Raw genomic sequence first — 16886 nt, 5'->3', positions numbered from 1 at the left:
GGTGACCGTAGGCACGTGGGCAAGCCGGGCTGCCCCGGTGGCGAAGTTCTTCAACGACGTGCTGGCGCTGTTCTGAAATTTCCCGCGACTAACGCGAAACAACGAAACAAGACTGGAGGTGTGACATGGCTGCAATCGGACCGATCTGCGACGCACTGGTGACCGTAGGCACGTGGGCAAGCCGGGCTGCCCCGGTGGCGAAGTTCTTCAACGACGTGCTGGCGCTGTTCTGAACATTCCCGCGACTAACGCAAAACGACGAATCAAAACTGGAGGTGTGACATGCCCGCAATCGGACTCATCTGCGACGGACTGGTCATGATCGGAAGCTGGGCACGTGCTGCGGCACCTGTCGCAAAGTTTCTCGCCGACACGGTCAATATCTTCATGTAATGCGCGATTGGCGCAACGGAAACCATCAATAGCAGGAGGCTTGAGATGGGATGCGGGATGATGACTAATCCGACGATGAACGCAGTGGCCTGGGGCAGCGATTCCGAGTCTCTCCACAACTTCTTCTCGGACGTCGCTGCCACCGTCTTTTGATTCAGTTCAGGTCGTCGAGCAGGCAGTTTCGGGGGCTTGTGCGAGACCCGAGCGAAGGTAAGGCAACAAACTGGCGAGACCGACGGCGGCCATTGCGGCACCAATCCACAATGGTGCACGCATGCTGTAACCCGCGTCGATCGCGGCACCACCGGCCCACGTCCCGAAGGCGAGGCCCGCAGTAATCACCGACGTATGCATCGTATTGACCAGCGGCCCCGGCGCTGCGGCGCGCATCACCCGCGCGACCATTGCCGGATTGAGCGAGACGCCCGTCAGGCCGATGGCAGCAAACGCGGCGATGCCGACCGGCGTCAGTTCGGCCCAAAGCGCGAAGCTGATCAGGGCGAGTGCGAGCACTGACAAACCGGCCACCAGCACCGTGAGCGTATGACGGTCGGCGAAGCGTCCGACGACGGCGTTGCCGATGATGTTCGCGATGCCGTACATCGCGAGCAGATTCGGAATCGCGCTGGCAGACATACCAGCCACATTCAAAAAGATCGGCGAGAAATAGCTGAACGCAGCGAACGTGGCGCCGATGATCAACCCGCTGGTCGCAAATGCGGCCCACAGCGGACGATTCAGCAACGAACGGAATTCGCCGGACAGGCTGACGACTTCAGCGTCGGTCCCATCCTGCTTATGGTCGGCCGGTGCCCACAGCGCAATCGCGACGGTACAGAGTGCAGCGAGCACAGCGACGAGCCAGAAGCTGGCGCGCCAGCCGCAGTGTTGTTCGATGAACGCGGTGAGCGGCACGCCGACCACTGGCGAGAACATCAGTCCGCCGAGCACGAAGGAGGCGGCGCGTCCGCGCACCGACGGTGCGACGAGATCGGCACAGAGCGTGAGCGCGACCCCGAACGTTGCCGAGCTGGCCACGCCCATGATGATTCGCGCGATGGCCATCATTTCATAGCGGGTCGACATGGCGGCGAGTACGCCTCCGGCCACGTTGATCGCGAGCAGCCAGATGAGGGCGCGCTTATGCGGCGTGCGCAGCGCGAGCAGCACGGCGGTGAGGACCGGGCCGCCGATGGTCATGCCAAGAGCATAAAGCGAGATCAGGTTGCCGATCTTGCCGATGCCGACGTTCATCGCATCGGCCAGTGCGGGCATCATTCCGGCGACCATGAATTCGGCCGTGGTCATGGCGAAGACGGTCAGTCCTAACAAGTAGACGACGGGTGGCATTGCGGATTTTTGCGTCATATTCTTTAACGTACATTCCATATTGGCGGGAGGAATAACGACCCGCGATGGGGGGAGTCAATTGTTGGGTGTTGTGGGTGGCGTGCTGCGAGAGAAAGTGTTGGGTGTGCGGACGGAACGTGGTCGTCCGTCAGAGTTGAGCCAGTATGCCTTCCATGATGCCTTCGAGGAATGCGCGGTCGCAGACGGTGCGTCCCAGCGCACGCAGGCCGTAGTAGCTCGACAGGAACGTGCGGGCGACCACGACCGGGGAGCGCTCGGTGGAGAGTTCGCCGTTGTGTTGTCCGACGGCGATCAGATGCACGAGCACTTGTTCGAAGCGGACGAAGTAGGCCTGGCTGATCTGGCGGACGCGTTCATCTTTGGCACCGCGCTCGAAGGCCGCGAACAGTGACATGCAGCCGCGTTGTTTCTCGGGATCGAGATCGTCGTCGATGCCCCATTGCATGAGCGTGCGCAGACGATCCTTGACGGGGCCGTTGCCGTTGAGAATGTCGACTTGCTGCTGAAGGCCGAGCGTCTGATAGCGCTCAAGGGCTTCGTGATAGAGATTGAGTTTGCTGCCGAACGCGTTGTAGAGGCTGCCGCGCCCGAGGCCGGTGCATTCGACGAGGGCTTGCGCGGAGGTGCCTTCATAGCCGTTCGTCCAGAAGACGTCCATGGCGGCGTCGATGACGGCTGCGTCATCGAATTCTCTGGGTCTTCCGCTCATGATGGACCTCGTCATTCTGGAGGAATGGAAATAGCCGGTGCCACGAAGCACCAGTCCGATGGCGTGACTATAGGTGATTTTTTACCGCTCGTTCAAATAACCGGATGTGGGTTGTGGATTTGGGCGGATGGCGGGGGAGGGGGCGACGAGAGGACGATGGCGAACGACGTCAGAAAACAATAAAGCCGTCACAAGGACGGCTTTCCTGAAAATTCTCTGGAGCGGGCGATGGGAATCGAACCCACGGCTCTAGCTTGGGAAGCTAGGGTATTACCATTATACGACGCCCGCGAAGAGCGCCATTTTACGCGGGGATTGGGGCGTTTGGCAATCTGGGCGTTTCGCCGGTGGGTGCGATTCGTCCCATCACTCACTCGTCCATCAGCCGGACACGGCCCCGCATCACCCGGCCGCCACCGATCAACTTATACAGCATTAATGCGCCCAAGGCGCCGCAGGCGATACCTCCCAGCCACCAGATTGCGGGCAAATCGAATATCGATGCGTCTTCCATGCCTTCCGGAGTGCTGATGCTGCTCACGACCACCGCTGTGTTGTAGACCATGTGCAACAAAATGCCCGGGAGGATCGAGCGGGTCCGTTCGTACATCTTTCCCAGAATCAGCCCGAGCACGAGGGCGACCACGAACTGATAGACGTTCAGGTGCGCCAGCCCGAAGACCGCAGCGGAGTGTGCGATAGCCGTGCCCGGCGGGTACTGTTTGAGAAATCCGCGCAGGATGATGCCCCGGAACAACATCTCCTCGACCACCGGCGCGATGAGGCAAACCAGAACGATCGCCCCAAGTCCGGCCTGCCGATACGACTCGGCCGCGTTGCCCAATGCGCCCCCCATCGGGAACATCTGCATGACGCCCGCCTCGATGACGTTGACGAACAGCAGCAACCCGGGCACCAGCAGCACAACGGGAACGGTGAAGAGACCCAACGTCGCCGTCATTGACACACGGCCTTCGTGAAACAACTTCCGGTAAGTGCGCTTGCTCTTGTGCAGCACGATCGCGAAGACGAGGCCATAGGCCAGTACCCGTCCAATGCTGTATGCCGCCATTGGACGAATGCCGACGACATAGCTCAACTGCACAACAATTGAATTCGTGATGAGTTCGAGAAAGAACAGCGCAATCAATACAAAAAACGCGTCCAGCAAACTCGGGAAGCAATATTCCCTGGGCCTGGCTTTCATGGCTTGTGCTCTTCTGATCAGTTGTTATTGTTGGTGCACCGCCGGACGTCCATGCGTTCCTGGCAGCAAAGCGCGTTTCTATACCTGAAGCCAGCATGTCGATCGCCGCATCTGAGATAGACGTCGAAGAACCCCCGCTCTCGAACGTCCTACGGCAAATGGATTGCACCTCCCCGGTTGTGCCGGACGATTATTAGGATTTGAAAGAGTTCGAATTATCGCAGGATGGGAGGAATTCCGACAGACCGGTGATTGCACTCCCCCAAATCATTCCCTTTCCTCATATGCGGTTGCGATCAGTATTTTTGCGTACCGATCGCACGTAGCATTGCGGATTCACCGATGTTTTTTATCGGATATATCTAACTCGTAATTCAAAAGGAGATGGTTAGTTAAGCGAGATAGATAAAGGGAGACGTAGATGAAAGGCATTTCTCTGCACGCGCGTTGGGTGGCCGCAACCGGACTGGCGACACTGTCCTTTGGCGCGATGTCGGCGGATTCGACAGACTCGCAAAGCCCATATTGCGAAACCGTCGCGCAATGCGCAAACCCGATGGTCACCGGCGGCATGGTCACATCGTCGAACTATCTGGCAACGCAAGCCGGACTGAAGGTGCTTCAGCAAGGCGGGAATGCCGTCGATGCGGCGATTGCCGTCGCGTCCACCATCGCCGTCGTCTATCCCCAGATGAACACCATTGGCGGCGACAACTTCTGGCTCATCTACAACGCCAGAACCCACGAGCTTCGCGCACTGAACGCGAGCGGCCGAGCCGGTGAACGCGCCACCATTCAGTTCTACAAAGACAAAGGCCTGACTTTGATCCCCCCACGCGGCTATCTGTCGGTCAATACCGTGCCCGGCGTTGTGTCCGGATGGGACGAGGCATATCGATACGCCCACGCCAGCATGGGAAGAAGCCTCCCATGGCCTGATCTGCTGCGAGACGCCATCCATTACGCCAAAGACGGTTTCATCGTCACGCCGTCGCTGGCAAAGTGGTCGGCGATCAACGTCGATACCACCGATAAAGTGTTTCGCAACCTTCAACAGTTCGATGGCTTCCGGCAAATCTTCCTGAAACCCGACGGCACGCCCTACCGATCGGGAGAGCGCCTCAATCAGCCGGAACTGGCGAACACGCTCACGCAGATTGCCGAGCAAGGTGCACAGGTGTTCTACAACGGCGAGGTCGCTGAGAAGATCGTCAAGGACCTGCAGGCCAACGGCGGATTGCTCACACGCGAAGATTTCGCCCGTCATCGCGCCGATTGGATGAAGCCGATCTCGGTGAAGTATCGGGGTTTCGACGCCTACAATTTTCCTCCGAACACACAAGGGTTTGCTTCACTGGAAATTCTGAACATCCTGAATCGATTCGATGTGAAGGCGTTGGGCGAGGGCTCGGCCGATTACTATCATCTCCTCGTGGAGGCGACCAAGCAGGCCTTCGCTGACCGCGACAAATATCTGGCCGATCCGGACTTCTCCGATATTCCGCTGGCCGAACTACTGTCCGTCAAGCACGGTACGGCGCAGGCCGCGCGTATTGACATGCGCCGCGCCAACAACGAGGTCAAGCCGATGGACCCGAAGGGCGATACCGTCTGGTTCGGTGTCGTCGATGGCGATGGAAACGCCGTCTCGCTGATCCAGAGCATCTATTACGACTTCGGCTCCGGCATCGTGCCGAAGGGCACCGGCATTCTTCTGCAGAATCGTGGCTCGTTCTTCTCGCTCGACCCGAGTCACATCAACCACATCGCCCCCCACAAGCGCACCTTCCATACGCTCAACCCCGCTATGCTGATGAAGAATGGCAAGCCGTATCTGGTCTACGGAACGATGGGCGGCGAAGGACAACCGCAGACGCAGGCGGCCATCGTTACGCGCATCGTCGACTTCGGCCTCTCGCCGCAGGCTGCGATCAACGCGCCGCGCTGGTTGTACGGCCGGACTTGGGGTGTGTCGTCGAACGATCTCAAGATCGAATCGCGTGTGCCGACGGCGGTCTCGGAGGCGCTGAAGCAGCGAGGCCACCCGATCAAAGTCGTCGAGCCCTTCACCGATACGATGGGCCACGCGGGCGCAATCCTGATCGATCCGACCTCGGGCGTGCTGCAAGGCGCAGCCGATCCGCGCGGCGACGGATTGGCGGCAGGCTACTGAGCCCGACGCGTTCGGGTACCGGCAGCCGTCCAATCGGTGTGGTTTGCGTGAGGCGAACGGCCATCACTCAAATGAATGATGTTTGCCTGCGCATGTGCATTTTAGAATCGCCCTTACATAAGAATTCGACACTGGGGGGCATGTATGCGGAACGGTCGCGGGCGATCACTTCGACTTGTGGCGACAGCGTGCGTTGCGCTCATATTGGCCGGTTGCGGTCTGCCGGGGCCGACGCATAAGGGCGGCGCCCTCGTCGCCCTGGACGGGCGTCCGGATTGCGGTGTGTATGGCGTTTGGGAACGTTACACATGGTCGGGGGAGTGCCAGGGCGGTTTGACCAGCGGTCAAGGCACCCTGCTCGGCTACGGTGGCTCCACGTTAATGCTGCGCTACGACGGCGAGATGAAGGCCGGTCTTCGCGACGGCGTGGGCGAAATGTGGATGAACGCTGAGAAGTTCAACGGCGGCCCAACGACACGGTCGGGCCGCTTTTCGCGCGGCAATCTGATGAGTGGCGCCGAAACGAACAACTACAGCGTTCGTAGCTATGCGGACGGTAAAAACGCCAGCACGGTCTATACCGCGAGCGAAAGCGAATCCTCTTCCGGGGTGGGGGGAGCGCTGGCCGTTGTTGGTGCGGTGATGCAGGGTGTTGCTGTGGGTGGTGGCAAGAACGCCGCACAGCTCGCGGCGCTGGGAGGTGCCATGCAGGGCAATACTCAGGCGACAGGCGCGCAAGTTGGCTCGAACAGTGCGATGAGCTCGAACAGTGACCTCAATCCTACTGTGCCTGCGGTGAATCGGTGCGTTCGCACGTCGCGCACGAAATACTCGGTCACCTTCACCAATACGTGCGACTTCCCAATAGCGGTCCGTTACTGCTTCAGCAGTCTGTCCGGCGCGAGCCAGGTGGACGCCAGTAGTGGGGCACTCAAAGACGCGCTCTGTGGCGCGAAGACCGCCTACCCAAGCGCGACGCCGTCGATATCGCCCGGTGGTAGCGATGCGCAGGCAGCGCCGAATAACGCGTTGCCGATCCAATTCATCGCCTGTCCATCGAGCGACATCCGAGCGCAAAACCACATTGCGTGGGACGGCAATTCACTTCGCGGCACCTGTGGCGGCATCATCGGCAAAAACGGTGTGCCGAACGGCCCGATCAGGAAGGCGGGGGCCGTACATTAGCGAAAGTGCGAGGTGCGTACGCCGTGGGATTCATATGGAATTTGCGTACGGGGCCTGAGAGCGTCTTACCCCTCGATCTTATCGATGAACGCCAGCACCTGCGCTTCGGCTCTCACCCATGCGTCATCTGGTGAGTGCCCTGATAACCCGGTGAGTTTGGAGAAGTCCGTGAAGAACACGCCGTTCTCCATGTGACCTATCGATGCGACAGCTCTCCATCCCGAGACCCCGTTCGGTGCTACGCGAATCATGTACGTTCGTTGGCGGTACTGTTTATGCAACTGCGTTGGCATGTGGCGAACTCCGACTGCTGGAAGCCAATCCTAGCACGCGTACACGTAACGTGCGTTTAAAGTCTCGACCTCGGCTTTCCCCCGGCAAACCCAAGAATCGTGTCGTAAAGCTGCTGCGCTGCGCTCGATAGCACCAGTCCCCGCCGACGAATCAACCCGACGGTGCGTGTGACTTCCGGCTCCACCAGTGGCACGCTAGTCAGAAGCGGATGCTCACCCGGCGGCATGGCCAGTCTCGGCACCGCCGCAATCCCCAAGCCTGCTTCGACCAGACTCACCACGCTCATCACATGTCGCACTTCACAGAAAGAGCGCGGCAGATCGGGCGTGCCCGCCAGCGCCAGATCCAGCACGAACCGATTGCCGCTCGCCTTGGCTACCGCCACGAAGTCGTATTCCTTTAACTCGGACCACTTCACTTCCGTGCGTTTGGCCAACGGATGCTCGTGTCGGCAAGCCAGCACAAACGGCTCCTTCAGAATCGGCTCGAACTCGATCGTGTCTTCCTGCGCGCCGAGGTAGTTCAGCCCGAAATCCGCTTCGGCACGCACCACACTCGAGAGCACGTCGCTCGCCCCCGTGTCCATCACGCGGATCAGCACACGCGGGTACGTCTCGTGAAACTGACGCAGCACCTCCGGCAGGAAGTGACGCACGGCCGACGGCACGCACGCGAGCGTGACCTCTCCGCCGAGGCGCGTCGCACCATCCGTCAGGCCGCGCAGGCTTTCGTCGAAATCGTTCAGCAACTCGCGCGCCTTGCGGGCGAAATCGCGTCCGAACGCGGTCAGGTCGACGCGACGGGTCGTGCGATCCAGCAGCCGCACGCCCAGCGTGCTTTCCATCTTGGCGATGCGGCGCGAGAGCGCCGACTGCGACAAGTGAATTTCCTCCGCCGCCGCCCGAAAGTTGCCCCGCTCCGCAATCGCCACAAAGGCTCGCAGATCGCTCAATTCCAGATTCATGCGTTCAGTGCACTAATGATTGTGATTTTTGCGATTCTTATGCGTCGCGAGATGGCCGATCATTTTGGGCTGCCCCAACGCAGGGCAACCGGTAGCCATTCACCAAAGCACACACAACGATTTCACGGAGGAACGACACATGAGCACTTTTACCCGACGCTCGGCCCTGAAGGCTGGCGCTTTCGCCTCGCTGGCCGCCGCGCAAGGACTGGTTCAGCGCAGTATCGCCGCACCCGCCCCCGGTGCAGCATCCGCCGCCAGCGCCGCTGAAAACGCGCAGAGCGGCAAGGGCGTGACCCGCACGCTCGCGCGCTATATCGTCAACGCACGTTACGAAGATCTGCCTGCGAATGTGCGCAAGGAAGGCACGCGCACGCTGCTGAACTGGATCGGTGTGGCCGTCGGCGGCTCGCATCATGAGACGGTGGATCGCGCCGTCGCGGCGCTCACGCCGTTCTCCGGCCCGGCGCAGGCGCATCTGCTCGGCCGCAAGGAACGCTTCGACATCATGAACGCGGCGTTCCTGAACGGTGTGGCGAGCCACATCTTCGATTACGACGACACGCATCTGAAGACGATCATCCACCCGGCCGGTCCGGTGACGTCGGCCTTGCTCGCGCTGTCGGAGTACCACCCGATCTCGGGCCGCGAATTCCTCAACGCGCTGGTGCTGGGCGTGGAGACGGAATGCCGCATCGGCAATGCCGTCTACCCGAACCACTACGACGTGGGCTGGCACATCACTGGCACCGCTGGCGTGTTCGGCGCGGCTGCGGCGGCAGGCAAGGTGCTGGGGCTGACCGAGCAGCAGATGGTCTGGGCGCTGGGTCTGGCGGCGTCGCAGCCGGTGGGGTTGCGCGAGTCGTTCGGCTCGATGAACAAGAGCTTCAATCCGGGACGCGCGGCCAGCAACGGACTCTTCGCCGCATTGCTCGCCGCGAAGGACTACACCAGTTCGGACGGCATGATCGAAGCCAAGCGCGGCTGGGCGAACGCCATCAGCACGAAGCAGGACTACCGGGAGATTACGGAAGGTCTGGGTCAGCGCTACGAGGCGGCGCTCAACACGTACAAGCCGTTCGCGTGCGGCATCGTGATCCACCCCGCCATCGACGCAGCCATTCAATTGCGCAACGAATACAAGCTGACGGCCGACCAGATCGCGAGCATCGACCTGAAGGTGAACCCACTCGTCATCGAACTGACCGGCAAGAAGACGCCGCGCATCGGACTGGAAGGCAAGTTCAGCGTCTACCACTCGGTCGCGGTGGCGATCATCGAAGGCGCGGCGGGCGAGCGTCAGTACAGCGATCGCGCAGTGCAGGACCCGGCGGTCATCGCACTGCGTGACCGGGTGACGGCGACCGTCGTGCCGTCGATCAAACCGGAGCAGGTCGACATGACCATCACGCTCAAGGACGGACGCAAGCTGCACAAGTTCATCGAGCACGCCATCGGTAGTCTGGAAGTGCCGATGACGGATAAGCAACTGGAGACCAAGTTCCTCGATCTGATGAACGGCATCCTGCCCGATGCACAAGTGCGCCGCCTGATCGACGCCTGCTGGCAAGTCGAGTCGCTGAAGAACGCAGGCGACATCGCCACGCTCGGCTCAGTACAGAGCTAAGCGTGACGTAGTTGACGGGTGCGACGTGCCCTCAGGCACGTCGCATTGGCATCACCAGCGATACCGGTACCCCACCTGCCCGTAGACGTTACGACGATAGTCGCCGCCCATGTTGCGGGCGTACTTCACACCGGCATACATCGAAGACGTGCGGCCCAGCGTCGCTTCGACGCCTGCGCCGAGTTCGTACCACGTCTTCGCCAGGCTGCTGTCGAACGTCGCACCGCCCACGTTGGTCGCACCCGGCGAGAGGAAGTCGTGGACCACGTCGACGCTCAGATACGGCGACGCCGAACCGACACCCACCGCATTGCCCAGATCCGGCGTATTGAATTTCACGCCCACGCGCCCGCGCAGGGCATTCGTCGTATTGCCCGACACCGACGACACGCTGTCGCTGAAGCCGTTCAGATGCAGGTACTGATACGCCAGCTGCACTTGCGGCTCGACGGTGAAGCCCGATCCCAGAATCGAGAAGCGATGGCCGACCTCGCCCGACAGTGCCGCACCGAAGCCGTTCTGCGTCGCGCCTAAACCAGCGACGTCGCTGTACTTGTTGCGATAGTGGGAGAACTGCGTCGTGACGTCGATGAAGGCGCCTTGCGGCAGAATGCGCGTCCAGTATGCCCCGACCGATTGCGCCTGCATCGAGACGGTGCCGGTCGCGGCGGAGAGCGTCGGGTCCTGCGTGCGCGCGCTGTCGGAGAACGACGCCGAGGCCGTCCCGAACGTCGCCGTCAGCCCCACGAGCGCGCTGCCGCCCATGCCTGAGGCATCCGTATTCAGACGCCAGTCGCGGCCGAACTGCGCCGCGAACATGCGTTCGTCCGCACCGAAGCGTCCCGACAGCGTGGTGTCCATCGTCTTGCCGTACAAACGTCCCCACACACCGTTCGATGCATCCTCACCCGGCACGCTCACGCCACGCACACTGCCCATGCGTTCCTGCAAGCGGCCCAGCATCGTGTAACCGAAGTCGGCGTTCAGTTGCGGCGTCATCGCGTAGCCGACGGCTGCGGCGCGATAGGCCGTCTGGCCCGACGCGTACGACGTCGACAAGTACCAGCTCGGATCGCCGCCCACCGGGCCGACCTTGCGAAGCAGGTACTGATACGCGCCCGCCTGAATCGGTGCCGCCAGCCTGAAAGCCCCATCGGAGGCCGTTCCGTTGACCTGCACCAGTTGAATGCCCGCTCCCGACGTGGGCACACCCGTCCCCGTGACGGTGAGCTTGAGCAGCGTCGTGCCGCTTGCGTTCCCGTTGATGACGAGCTTGTCCGATGCGGTCGAGCCATCCGGCGAGACCGTCGCACCGAACAGTGCCGTGCCGTTGTTGCCGACGTAATCGCCCGCGATGGTGAACGTGCCGAGCACCCCCGGCGTAGCACCCAGCGAAGCGCTACCCACCGCGATGATGCCCGCGTTCGTCACGCTGCCGAGCACGCCGCCGTAACCGCCGAGCGTCGCACCGGAGGCGACGCTCGTCATGCCGCTGCCCAGCGTTGCGCTGCGATGCGCGGCGTCGCCGACGAGGACCGTCGCACCGCTGGCAATCGACGTTGCGCCCGCGTAAGTGCTCGCACCGTTCAGTGCGATCGTGCCCGCGCCGAGCGAGACCGCCGAGAAGTTGGAAATCGCGCCGTTGTAGCTGAACGCGTTGCCCGCACCCGGTGTGATCGTCAGTGTGCTGGTGCCGGTGCCGCCGGACACGTCGCCATTCACCACCGCTGCGCCGCCCAGAATCTGGAGATTGCTGTTGCCACTGCCCAGATCCACCGCCTTGCCGCTTTGGTCGGCTGTGATCGTGCCGTAGTTGGTCACGGTGGCATCGTTTGCGCCGGTATTCACGACTGCCGCCGTCGCACCGCCGCCTTCGAGCACACCGCTGGCCTGATTGATGACGGTCACGGTGAAGGCGTTGCGCCCGCCCGTCACTGCAATCGCCGAGTCGCTCTGGCCACGAATGAGGCCGCTGTTGACGATGGTCGTGTTGGTGTAGATGCCCTGCGGCGCGATGGGCGCTTTGGTGACGGGGTCTTTGTCGACACCCGCGAGCGTGATGCCGCGACCGATGCCGCCAGGCGTGTTCTCGCCGACGATGGTGCCGCTGTTGACGATGGTGCCACCGCCCACAGTGACGCCTTCGCTGACGTCGTTGTTGGCGCGCGCGCCGCGAATCGTGCCCGAGTTGGTGATGTTGACGATACCGTCGACATCCACACCGTCGCCATCGCCCGTCACGCCGTCACCGATGATCGTGCCCGCGTTGACGATGGTGACGACTTCCTTGGCGTTGAACCCATCGATGTTGATGCCGGAGCCGTTCATGCCCTGAATCGTCGCACCGGCGCTGTTGTTGACGTTCAGCGTGAAGGTGCCGTCGGTCGTCGTGTCGACGCCGCCCGTAATGCCGTGGCGCGCCCCCTGAATCAGACCGGCGCCCGTATTGTTGACGGTGATGCCGCTGTTGGCCTGCGCATCGACGCCGTCGCTGCTGCTCGTGCTGCCGGGGTTCACCGTCGAGCGGATGATGCCCGCGTTGTTGACCACCCCATTCACGCCGGGGCGCACCGCATCGGCTTCGTTCGCCTGAATGACACCGCCCGCAAAGTTGTTGAGAACGTTGGTGCCGGTCGTGATGGCGTTGAAGTCGATGGCCTGATTGCCGGAGCCGGAACTGTTGGTCGACGTCAGCGTGCCGTAGTTGTTGAAGACGATGCTGCCGTTCGACTTGTTCATCTGGATCACGTCGGCGTCGAACGTCGTCATGCTCGCGCCGACACCGTTTGTGACCGTAAGCGACACACCCGTGTTGTCGCGAATGGCCCGGCCGGTGCCCGTCATGTTGATCGTGCCGTTGTTGACGATGGTGGCGTTGCCGGTGGTCGTAATGCCTACGGTGCCGCCGCTGACCTGCAACGTGCCGCCGTTGTTGATCGTGCCGGTCTGGCCGCTCGACAACGTCTGCCCTGCGGTGATCGTCTGCCCGTTGATGATTTGGAAATTAGCGGCGAGGGCGTGCTGCTCGGCGAAAAGCGCGATGACGCCTGCCAGAATGGCGATGGGTTTCATGGACTCCGATGTCCTCTTTGGAACTTGGTCGAAGTCCCGGAGTATTGGGCGGAGTCATGACGAACTGATGAAATGAAGTGAAAGTTCGCGAATTCGGGACGTGGAGTTTGGCGACGACCTCAGGTTACCTAACGTTACGGACCACGAAGCGCGTCGGTGGCGAAGCGCTTGCGCGGCCCGGTGTTTCATCCGTCAATACAAACCCGCGACCGTGTTCTTCTGAAGATCGCGATCGTAAGTCTCTGCGTCGAAATGACCGCCGCTCAGACGGCGATGCATCGCGCCGGTGCTCGGCAGACGTTCGCGCGCGATCTGCGTCGCCTGATCCCACAGATGGGAGCGGACGATGGCTTTCGCGCAATGGAAATACACGCGATCGATCGACACGACGATCACCGTTTTGGGGAGCTTGCCGTTGACGTCGAAGCGCGCGAGCAGGTCGGGGTCGACCGAAATGCGCGCACGGCCGTTCACGCGCAGTGTCTCGCCGATGCCGGGGATGAGGAACAGCAGCGACACGCGCGGATCGGCAATGATGTTGCGCAGATTGTCGATGCGATTGTTGCCGGGACGGTCCGGTACGGCGAGCGTGCGTTCGTCGAGAATCTGGACGAAACCGGCCGGATCCCCCTTCGGTGAGCAGTCCGTGCCTTCCTCGCTGACGGACGCCAGCACCACAAACGGGCAGGCTTTCACGAACGCCTGATAGTCCTCGTTGAGGTACGTCAGTTCCTTCCAGATCGAGCGCTCGCCCGGCTCGCCGTAGATCGCTTCGAGTTGTTCGACGCTGCTCACATCGTGATTCATGTCATTGCCTCATCACTTCAGGTGTCCAAGGTGTCGCCAGGAGCGGGCAGTATAGAGGGTGACATCGACGCGCGTCAGGCTGGCGTGACACCCATCGACACATCAGGCGGCGTCCCCTCCCGAGAACCGCAGTCCTGCAATGCCCACGATTGCCAGCGTCAGAAAGCCGACGCGGCTCCACGTCAGCGACTCCCCGAACCAGAAGATGCCGACGGCCACCAGTCCAACCGTCCCGATACCCGTCCAGATGGCATAGGCCGTGCCGACAGGCAGCGCGCGCAACGCCAGCGCCAGCAGGTAGATGCTGGCGAGCGCGGCGGCAACGGCGATCGCACTGGGCAGCACGCGCGTCCAGCCCTGATTGAGCTTGAGCGCGAGCCCCATCGCGATTTCCAGTGCCGCCGCAAGCAGCAGGTAAAACCAGGCCATTGCGTTCATCGCATTCATCGTGTCATGCCTCCTGCGCCTCGGTTGCCTCGGACGCGCCGCGATTGGCCGCAATTGCCTTTTGCACCGCCGGACGCGCCTCGATGTCCGTCAGCCATTGCCGCACATCGGGGAACGGCGTCAGGTCGAGGTCCAGTTCGTAATACGTACGCAACCACGCGAAGGCGGCGATGTCGGCAATCGAGTACTCGTCCGTCGCGAGATAGGCCGATCTGGCCAGCTTCATGTCCACCACGCCGATCAAGCGCAGCGACTCCTTGCGATAGCGCTCGATGGCCTCGGCGTTACGTGTCTTCGAGCCGTGCAGGAACCACCAGAGCTGACCCAGCATCGGGCCGATGCCGCCGATCTGAAAGTGCAGCCATTGATTGACGGCAATCGCCTTCGCTTGCGTCATCGGTTGCAGCACACCGGTCTTCGTCGCGAGATAGGTCAGGATCGCGCCCGACTCGAACACCGTCAGATCGCGCTCGTGGTCGACGATCACCGGAATCTTGCCGTTCGGATTCAGCGACAAAAACGCGGGTTGCTTCTGCTCGCCCGCAGAAAGATCGACGTTGACCTGTCGATGCGCCAGACCGGCTTCGTGCAGATACAGACTGACCTTCAGCCCGTTGGGCGTGTTGGCCGTATAGAAGGTGATCGGCGGGTGGATGGAATTCTTGGCGTTCATGGCATTCCTCGGGACGTTGTCTTGGTTTGCGATTGCAAATACAATGATTGCAATTGCAATCGTATGTGTTTCCACGACGAATCACAAGATGTGAGGAATGCCATGAGGGAATGGGTCAGCCGGGGCCGTGCCGCGTTGGAGGGACGAAGCGCGCCGGACGAGGTCACGCGGCAGGCGGCGCTCGCCTGCATCGGCAAGCTGCGCGCCGTGCGCAGTGCGGGGCAGACGCCGGTGTCGCCGTCCGGTGCGCTTGCGTCGCTGACGCATGCGCTTTCTGAAGGCGAGACATCCGACAAGGTCTGGATTGTCGATTCGGATGCCGAGATTGCGCCGCCACCACCGAAGGATCCGGCATCGAAGCGAAAGCGGAGCAGCAAACCCGTGCCACTCGCGAGCGCCATCGTCACGTGGTTCCGGTCGGCCCCGGCGCGCGAGCGTCCGTTGCTGTACCTGCTGCATTCCCCGACGTTGCGCGGTGTGCTGAGCGCCGGTATCGAAGCGGCGGGATTGAAGGATGCTCAGGACGCCGGAGCAGGGCGGCGCGGCATTTTCCTCAACGACGCCACCATCTGGTCACCGGACAGGTTCAAGCGCGTTCGGCCGGAATTGCCGATGTGGCTCGCGGCACAAGCCGAATGGCTACCGTACGACCCGGCTTCGGCACAGGAGTTGAAGGCATTGTTGTGTGCGGCGCTCGACGCGCTGTACGTCCGCGGTGAATCCGGCTTTTGCTATCTGAGCGCGCATGAAGTGCCCCACGCGCAATCGCGCGCGCTCACGCGCACCGATGCGCGCAACGCTTTCAAAGGGATGTACCGCCTGCGCACGTTACCCGACACGAATCCGCCGTACGTCGTTCGACTGTGCGGGGCGGGCAGGGCGTTGGCGAACGTGCTGGAAGCCGCGCGCTGGCTGCAACTCGATTGGGGTGTGGCGTGCGAAGTGTGGAGTTGCCCGAGCTACACGCGTCTGGCGCGGGAGGCGGGGGAAGCTGAGCGTATGGCGTTGCAGCGCCCGGATGCCGCAGCCCATATGCCACATCTCGTGCAATGTCTGGGCGACGGCAGTGCGCCGGTGCTGGCCGTCACCGGTTATGCCCGTCATATCGCCAATCAGATCGGCGCGTTCGTGCCCGCCCGTTTTGCTGCGCTGGGCAGCGACGATGCTGACATCGGAGAAGCGACGGACGAAAGCGGCGAGCGGTTAGGCACGGGCGACGCCCCCGGCGTGCGATGGATCGTACTCAACGCGCTGCGTCTGCTGGTGGACGAGGGCACGTTGCCGCGCACCCGCATCGCAGACGCTACGCGTCGTTACGGCGTGGTCTGACGTCGCCGAGGAATGCGTTATCGCGCCTTGGTCTCCGACAGAAACGCCTTCGCTGCCGTACTCGCACGATCCAGCGCCTCGGCCATGGGGGCGACGTCCTTCTCGCGAAACTGGCTGAGGAACAACTCCGCCACGGTGGACTGGTAGACCTTCCACATCTTCTTGCGAAGGGTGCGTCCCTTGTCGGTGATGGTCGCGTAGGCCGCGCGTCCGTCGTCCGGGTCGCGCATGCGCGTCACGAGCCCTTCCTGCTCCAGACGGTCGATCAGGCGCGTGAGGTTGTAGCGCTCGATGGCGAGCACGTCGGCCAGTTCGTGCATGCGCCGCGTGCCTTGCGGGCCGCTTTCCAGCCCCCACAGCGTGTCGTACCAGGCGTAGGCGGGCAGGTCGGCCTGCGCCAGACGGCGCTCGATCTCGCGAATCATCGTGCGGTGCGCACGCACGAAGGAGAACCAAAGATCGGGGTCAGGCGTGCTCATGAATGTCCTTGTCGATGTCACATGTGAGTTGCAGATGCAATTGTACATGGCTAGAATGGCCGGCATGACGATTGCAAATGCAATCCATGCTGCGCTTATTGCTGTCGTAATCGCTATCGCGAACCCCCGTCGCGATCCCTACTGTGGTTCGTGATC

At 62.0% G+C, this 16886-nt stretch carries 14 protein-coding genes and 1 tRNA gene; 4 read left to right on the top strand and 11 right to left on the bottom strand.

Going from position 1 to position 16886, the window contains the following annotated elements:
• Window positions 1–552 precede the first annotated feature (552 nt).
• From PCO31010_RS12785 to PCO31010_RS12770, 4 genes are all read right to left on the bottom strand, one after another.
• Window positions 553–1761 carry an MFS transporter gene (locus PCO31010_RS12785; protein ID WP_246184578.1) on the bottom strand — a complete coding sequence of 403 codons (1209 nt, stop codon included), beginning with the start codon at window positions 1759–1761 and terminating at the stop codon, window positions 553–555.
• Between the two features lie 130 nt (window positions 1762–1891).
• Window positions 1892–2473 (bottom strand): TetR/AcrR family transcriptional regulator, encoded by a 582-nt coding sequence (locus tag PCO31010_RS12780; RefSeq protein ID WP_150664567.1) that lies wholly within the window; start codon window positions 2471–2473, stop codon window positions 1892–1894.
• 217 nt (window positions 2474–2690) lie between these two features.
• Window positions 2691–2764, bottom strand: a tRNA-Gly gene (locus PCO31010_RS12775).
• A gap of 79 nt (window positions 2765–2843) precedes the next feature.
• Window positions 2844–3680 carry a CPBP family intramembrane glutamic endopeptidase gene (locus tag PCO31010_RS12770; protein ID WP_150664566.1) on the bottom strand — a complete coding sequence of 279 codons (837 nt, stop codon included), beginning with the start codon at window positions 3678–3680 and terminating at the stop codon, window positions 2844–2846.
• A gap of 421 nt (window positions 3681–4101) precedes the next feature.
• Between PCO31010_RS12770 and ggt the strand changes: the two genes are divergently transcribed.
• Together ggt and PCO31010_RS12760 are read left to right on the top strand one after the other, a co-directional pair.
• Window positions 4102–5853, top strand: coding sequence for a gamma-glutamyltransferase (gene ggt / locus PCO31010_RS12765; protein WP_425495014.1), 1752 nt, complete (start codon window positions 4102–4104; stop codon window positions 5851–5853).
• Window positions 5854–6234: 381 nt separating this feature from the next.
• Window positions 6235–7038: a hypothetical protein gene (locus tag PCO31010_RS12760; RefSeq protein ID WP_150664565.1), complete on the top strand. Its 804-nt coding sequence runs from the start codon at window positions 6235–6237 to the stop codon at window positions 7036–7038.
• Window positions 7039–7103: 65 nt separating this feature from the next.
• Here PCO31010_RS12760 and PCO31010_RS27090 read toward each other — a convergent pair whose 3' ends face one another.
• Both PCO31010_RS27090 and PCO31010_RS12755 read right to left on the bottom strand, forming a co-directional pair.
• The gene (locus PCO31010_RS27090; protein WP_257958643.1) at window positions 7104–7229 is read right to left on the bottom strand and encodes a hypothetical protein; all 126 of its coding nucleotides are present in this window, start codon (window positions 7227–7229) and stop codon (window positions 7104–7106) included.
• A gap of 158 nt (window positions 7230–7387) precedes the next feature.
• Window positions 7388–8296, bottom strand: coding sequence for a LysR family transcriptional regulator (locus PCO31010_RS12755; RefSeq protein WP_150664564.1), 909 nt, complete (start codon window positions 8294–8296; stop codon window positions 7388–7390).
• Between the two features lie 139 nt (window positions 8297–8435).
• Here PCO31010_RS12755 and PCO31010_RS12750 point away from each other — a divergent pair, with 139 nt between their 5' ends.
• Window positions 8436–9923 (top strand): MmgE/PrpD family protein, encoded by a 1488-nt coding sequence (locus tag PCO31010_RS12750; RefSeq protein ID WP_150664563.1) that lies wholly within the window; start codon window positions 8436–8438, stop codon window positions 9921–9923.
• Between the two features lie 51 nt (window positions 9924–9974).
• Here PCO31010_RS12750 and PCO31010_RS12745 read toward each other — a convergent pair whose 3' ends face one another.
• The 4 genes from PCO31010_RS12745 to PCO31010_RS12730 form a co-directional block, all read right to left on the bottom strand.
• Window positions 9975–12995, bottom strand: a complete 3021-nt coding sequence (locus tag PCO31010_RS12745; protein WP_150664562.1) for an autotransporter family protein — start codon at window positions 12993–12995, stop codon at window positions 9975–9977.
• A 192-nt stretch (window positions 12996–13187) separates the two neighbouring features.
• Window positions 13188–13802: a pyridoxamine 5'-phosphate oxidase family protein gene (locus PCO31010_RS12740; RefSeq protein WP_150664561.1), complete on the bottom strand. Its 615-nt coding sequence runs from the start codon at window positions 13800–13802 to the stop codon at window positions 13188–13190.
• A 102-nt stretch (window positions 13803–13904) separates the two neighbouring features.
• Window positions 13905–14231 carry a DMT family transporter gene (locus tag PCO31010_RS12735; RefSeq protein ID WP_150664615.1) on the bottom strand — a complete coding sequence of 109 codons (327 nt, stop codon included), beginning with the start codon at window positions 14229–14231 and terminating at the stop codon, window positions 13905–13907.
• 22 nt (window positions 14232–14253) lie between these two features.
• On the bottom strand, window positions 14254–14922 hold the full coding sequence (locus PCO31010_RS12730; protein WP_150664560.1) for a glutathione S-transferase family protein: 669 nt from the start codon (window positions 14920–14922) through the stop codon (window positions 14254–14256).
• 102 nt (window positions 14923–15024) lie between these two features.
• On the opposite strand from PCO31010_RS12730, the gene PCO31010_RS12725 reads away from it, so the two are divergent.
• The gene (locus PCO31010_RS12725) at window positions 15025–16251 is read left to right on the top strand and encodes a transketolase-like TK C-terminal-containing protein (RefSeq protein WP_150664559.1); all 1227 of its coding nucleotides are present in this window, start codon (window positions 15025–15027) and stop codon (window positions 16249–16251) included.
• A gap of 17 nt (window positions 16252–16268) precedes the next feature.
• On the opposite strand, the gene PCO31010_RS12720 is transcribed toward PCO31010_RS12725, so the two are convergent.
• On the bottom strand, window positions 16269–16730 hold the full coding sequence (locus tag PCO31010_RS12720; RefSeq protein WP_150664558.1) for a MarR family winged helix-turn-helix transcriptional regulator: 462 nt from the start codon (window positions 16728–16730) through the stop codon (window positions 16269–16271).
• Window positions 16731–16886: the final 156 nt, after the last annotated feature.

It is taken from the genome of Pandoraea commovens (assembly GCF_902459615.1).
GTDB lineage: Bacteria > Pseudomonadota > Gammaproteobacteria > Burkholderiales > Burkholderiaceae > Pandoraea > Pandoraea commovens.
Note: the sequence above shows the minus strand (reverse complement) of the source record. Positions and strands in the feature narration are given on the sequence as shown.

Coding starts and splice junctions, on each gene's coding strand:
- PCO31010_RS12760 (WP_150664565.1), top strand. CDS start 6,235: ATGCTGCGCTACGACGGCGAGATGAAGGCCGGTCTTCGCGACGGCGTG.
- PCO31010_RS12740 (WP_150664561.1), bottom strand. CDS start 13,802: ATGAATCACGATGTGAGCAGCGTCGAACAACTCGAAGCGATCTACGGC.
- PCO31010_RS27090 (WP_257958643.1), bottom strand. CDS start 7,229: ATGGAGAACGGCGTGTTCTTCACGGACTTCTCCAAACTCACCGGGTTA.
- PCO31010_RS12720 (WP_150664558.1), bottom strand. CDS start 16,730: ATGAGCACGCCTGACCCCGATCTTTGGTTCTCCTTCGTGCGTGCGCAC.
- ggt (WP_425495014.1), top strand. CDS start 4,102: ATGAAAGGCATTTCTCTGCACGCGCGTTGGGTGGCCGCAACCGGACTG.
- PCO31010_RS12750 (WP_150664563.1), top strand. CDS start 8,436: ATGAGCACTTTTACCCGACGCTCGGCCCTGAAGGCTGGCGCTTTCGCC.
- PCO31010_RS12735 (WP_150664615.1), bottom strand. CDS start 14,231: ATGGCCTGGTTTTACCTGCTGCTTGCGGCGGCACTGGAAATCGCGATG.
- PCO31010_RS12755 (WP_150664564.1), bottom strand. CDS start 8,296: ATGAATCTGGAATTGAGCGATCTGCGAGCCTTTGTGGCGATTGCGGAG.
- PCO31010_RS12745 (WP_150664562.1), bottom strand. CDS start 12,995: ATGAAACCCATCGCCATTCTGGCAGGCGTCATCGCGCTTTTCGCCGAG.
- PCO31010_RS12725 (WP_150664559.1), top strand. CDS start 15,025: ATGAGGGAATGGGTCAGCCGGGGCCGTGCCGCGTTGGAGGGACGAAGC.
- PCO31010_RS12785 (WP_246184578.1), bottom strand. CDS start 1,761: ATGACGCAAAAATCCGCAATGCCACCCGTCGTCTACTTGTTAGGACTG.
- PCO31010_RS12770 (WP_150664566.1), bottom strand. CDS start 3,680: ATGAAAGCCAGGCCCAGGGAATATTGCTTCCCGAGTTTGCTGGACGCG.
- PCO31010_RS12780 (WP_150664567.1), bottom strand. CDS start 2,473: ATGAGCGGAAGACCCAGAGAATTCGATGACGCAGCCGTCATCGACGCC.
- PCO31010_RS12730 (WP_150664560.1), bottom strand. CDS start 14,922: ATGAACGCCAAGAATTCCATCCACCCGCCGATCACCTTCTATACGGCC.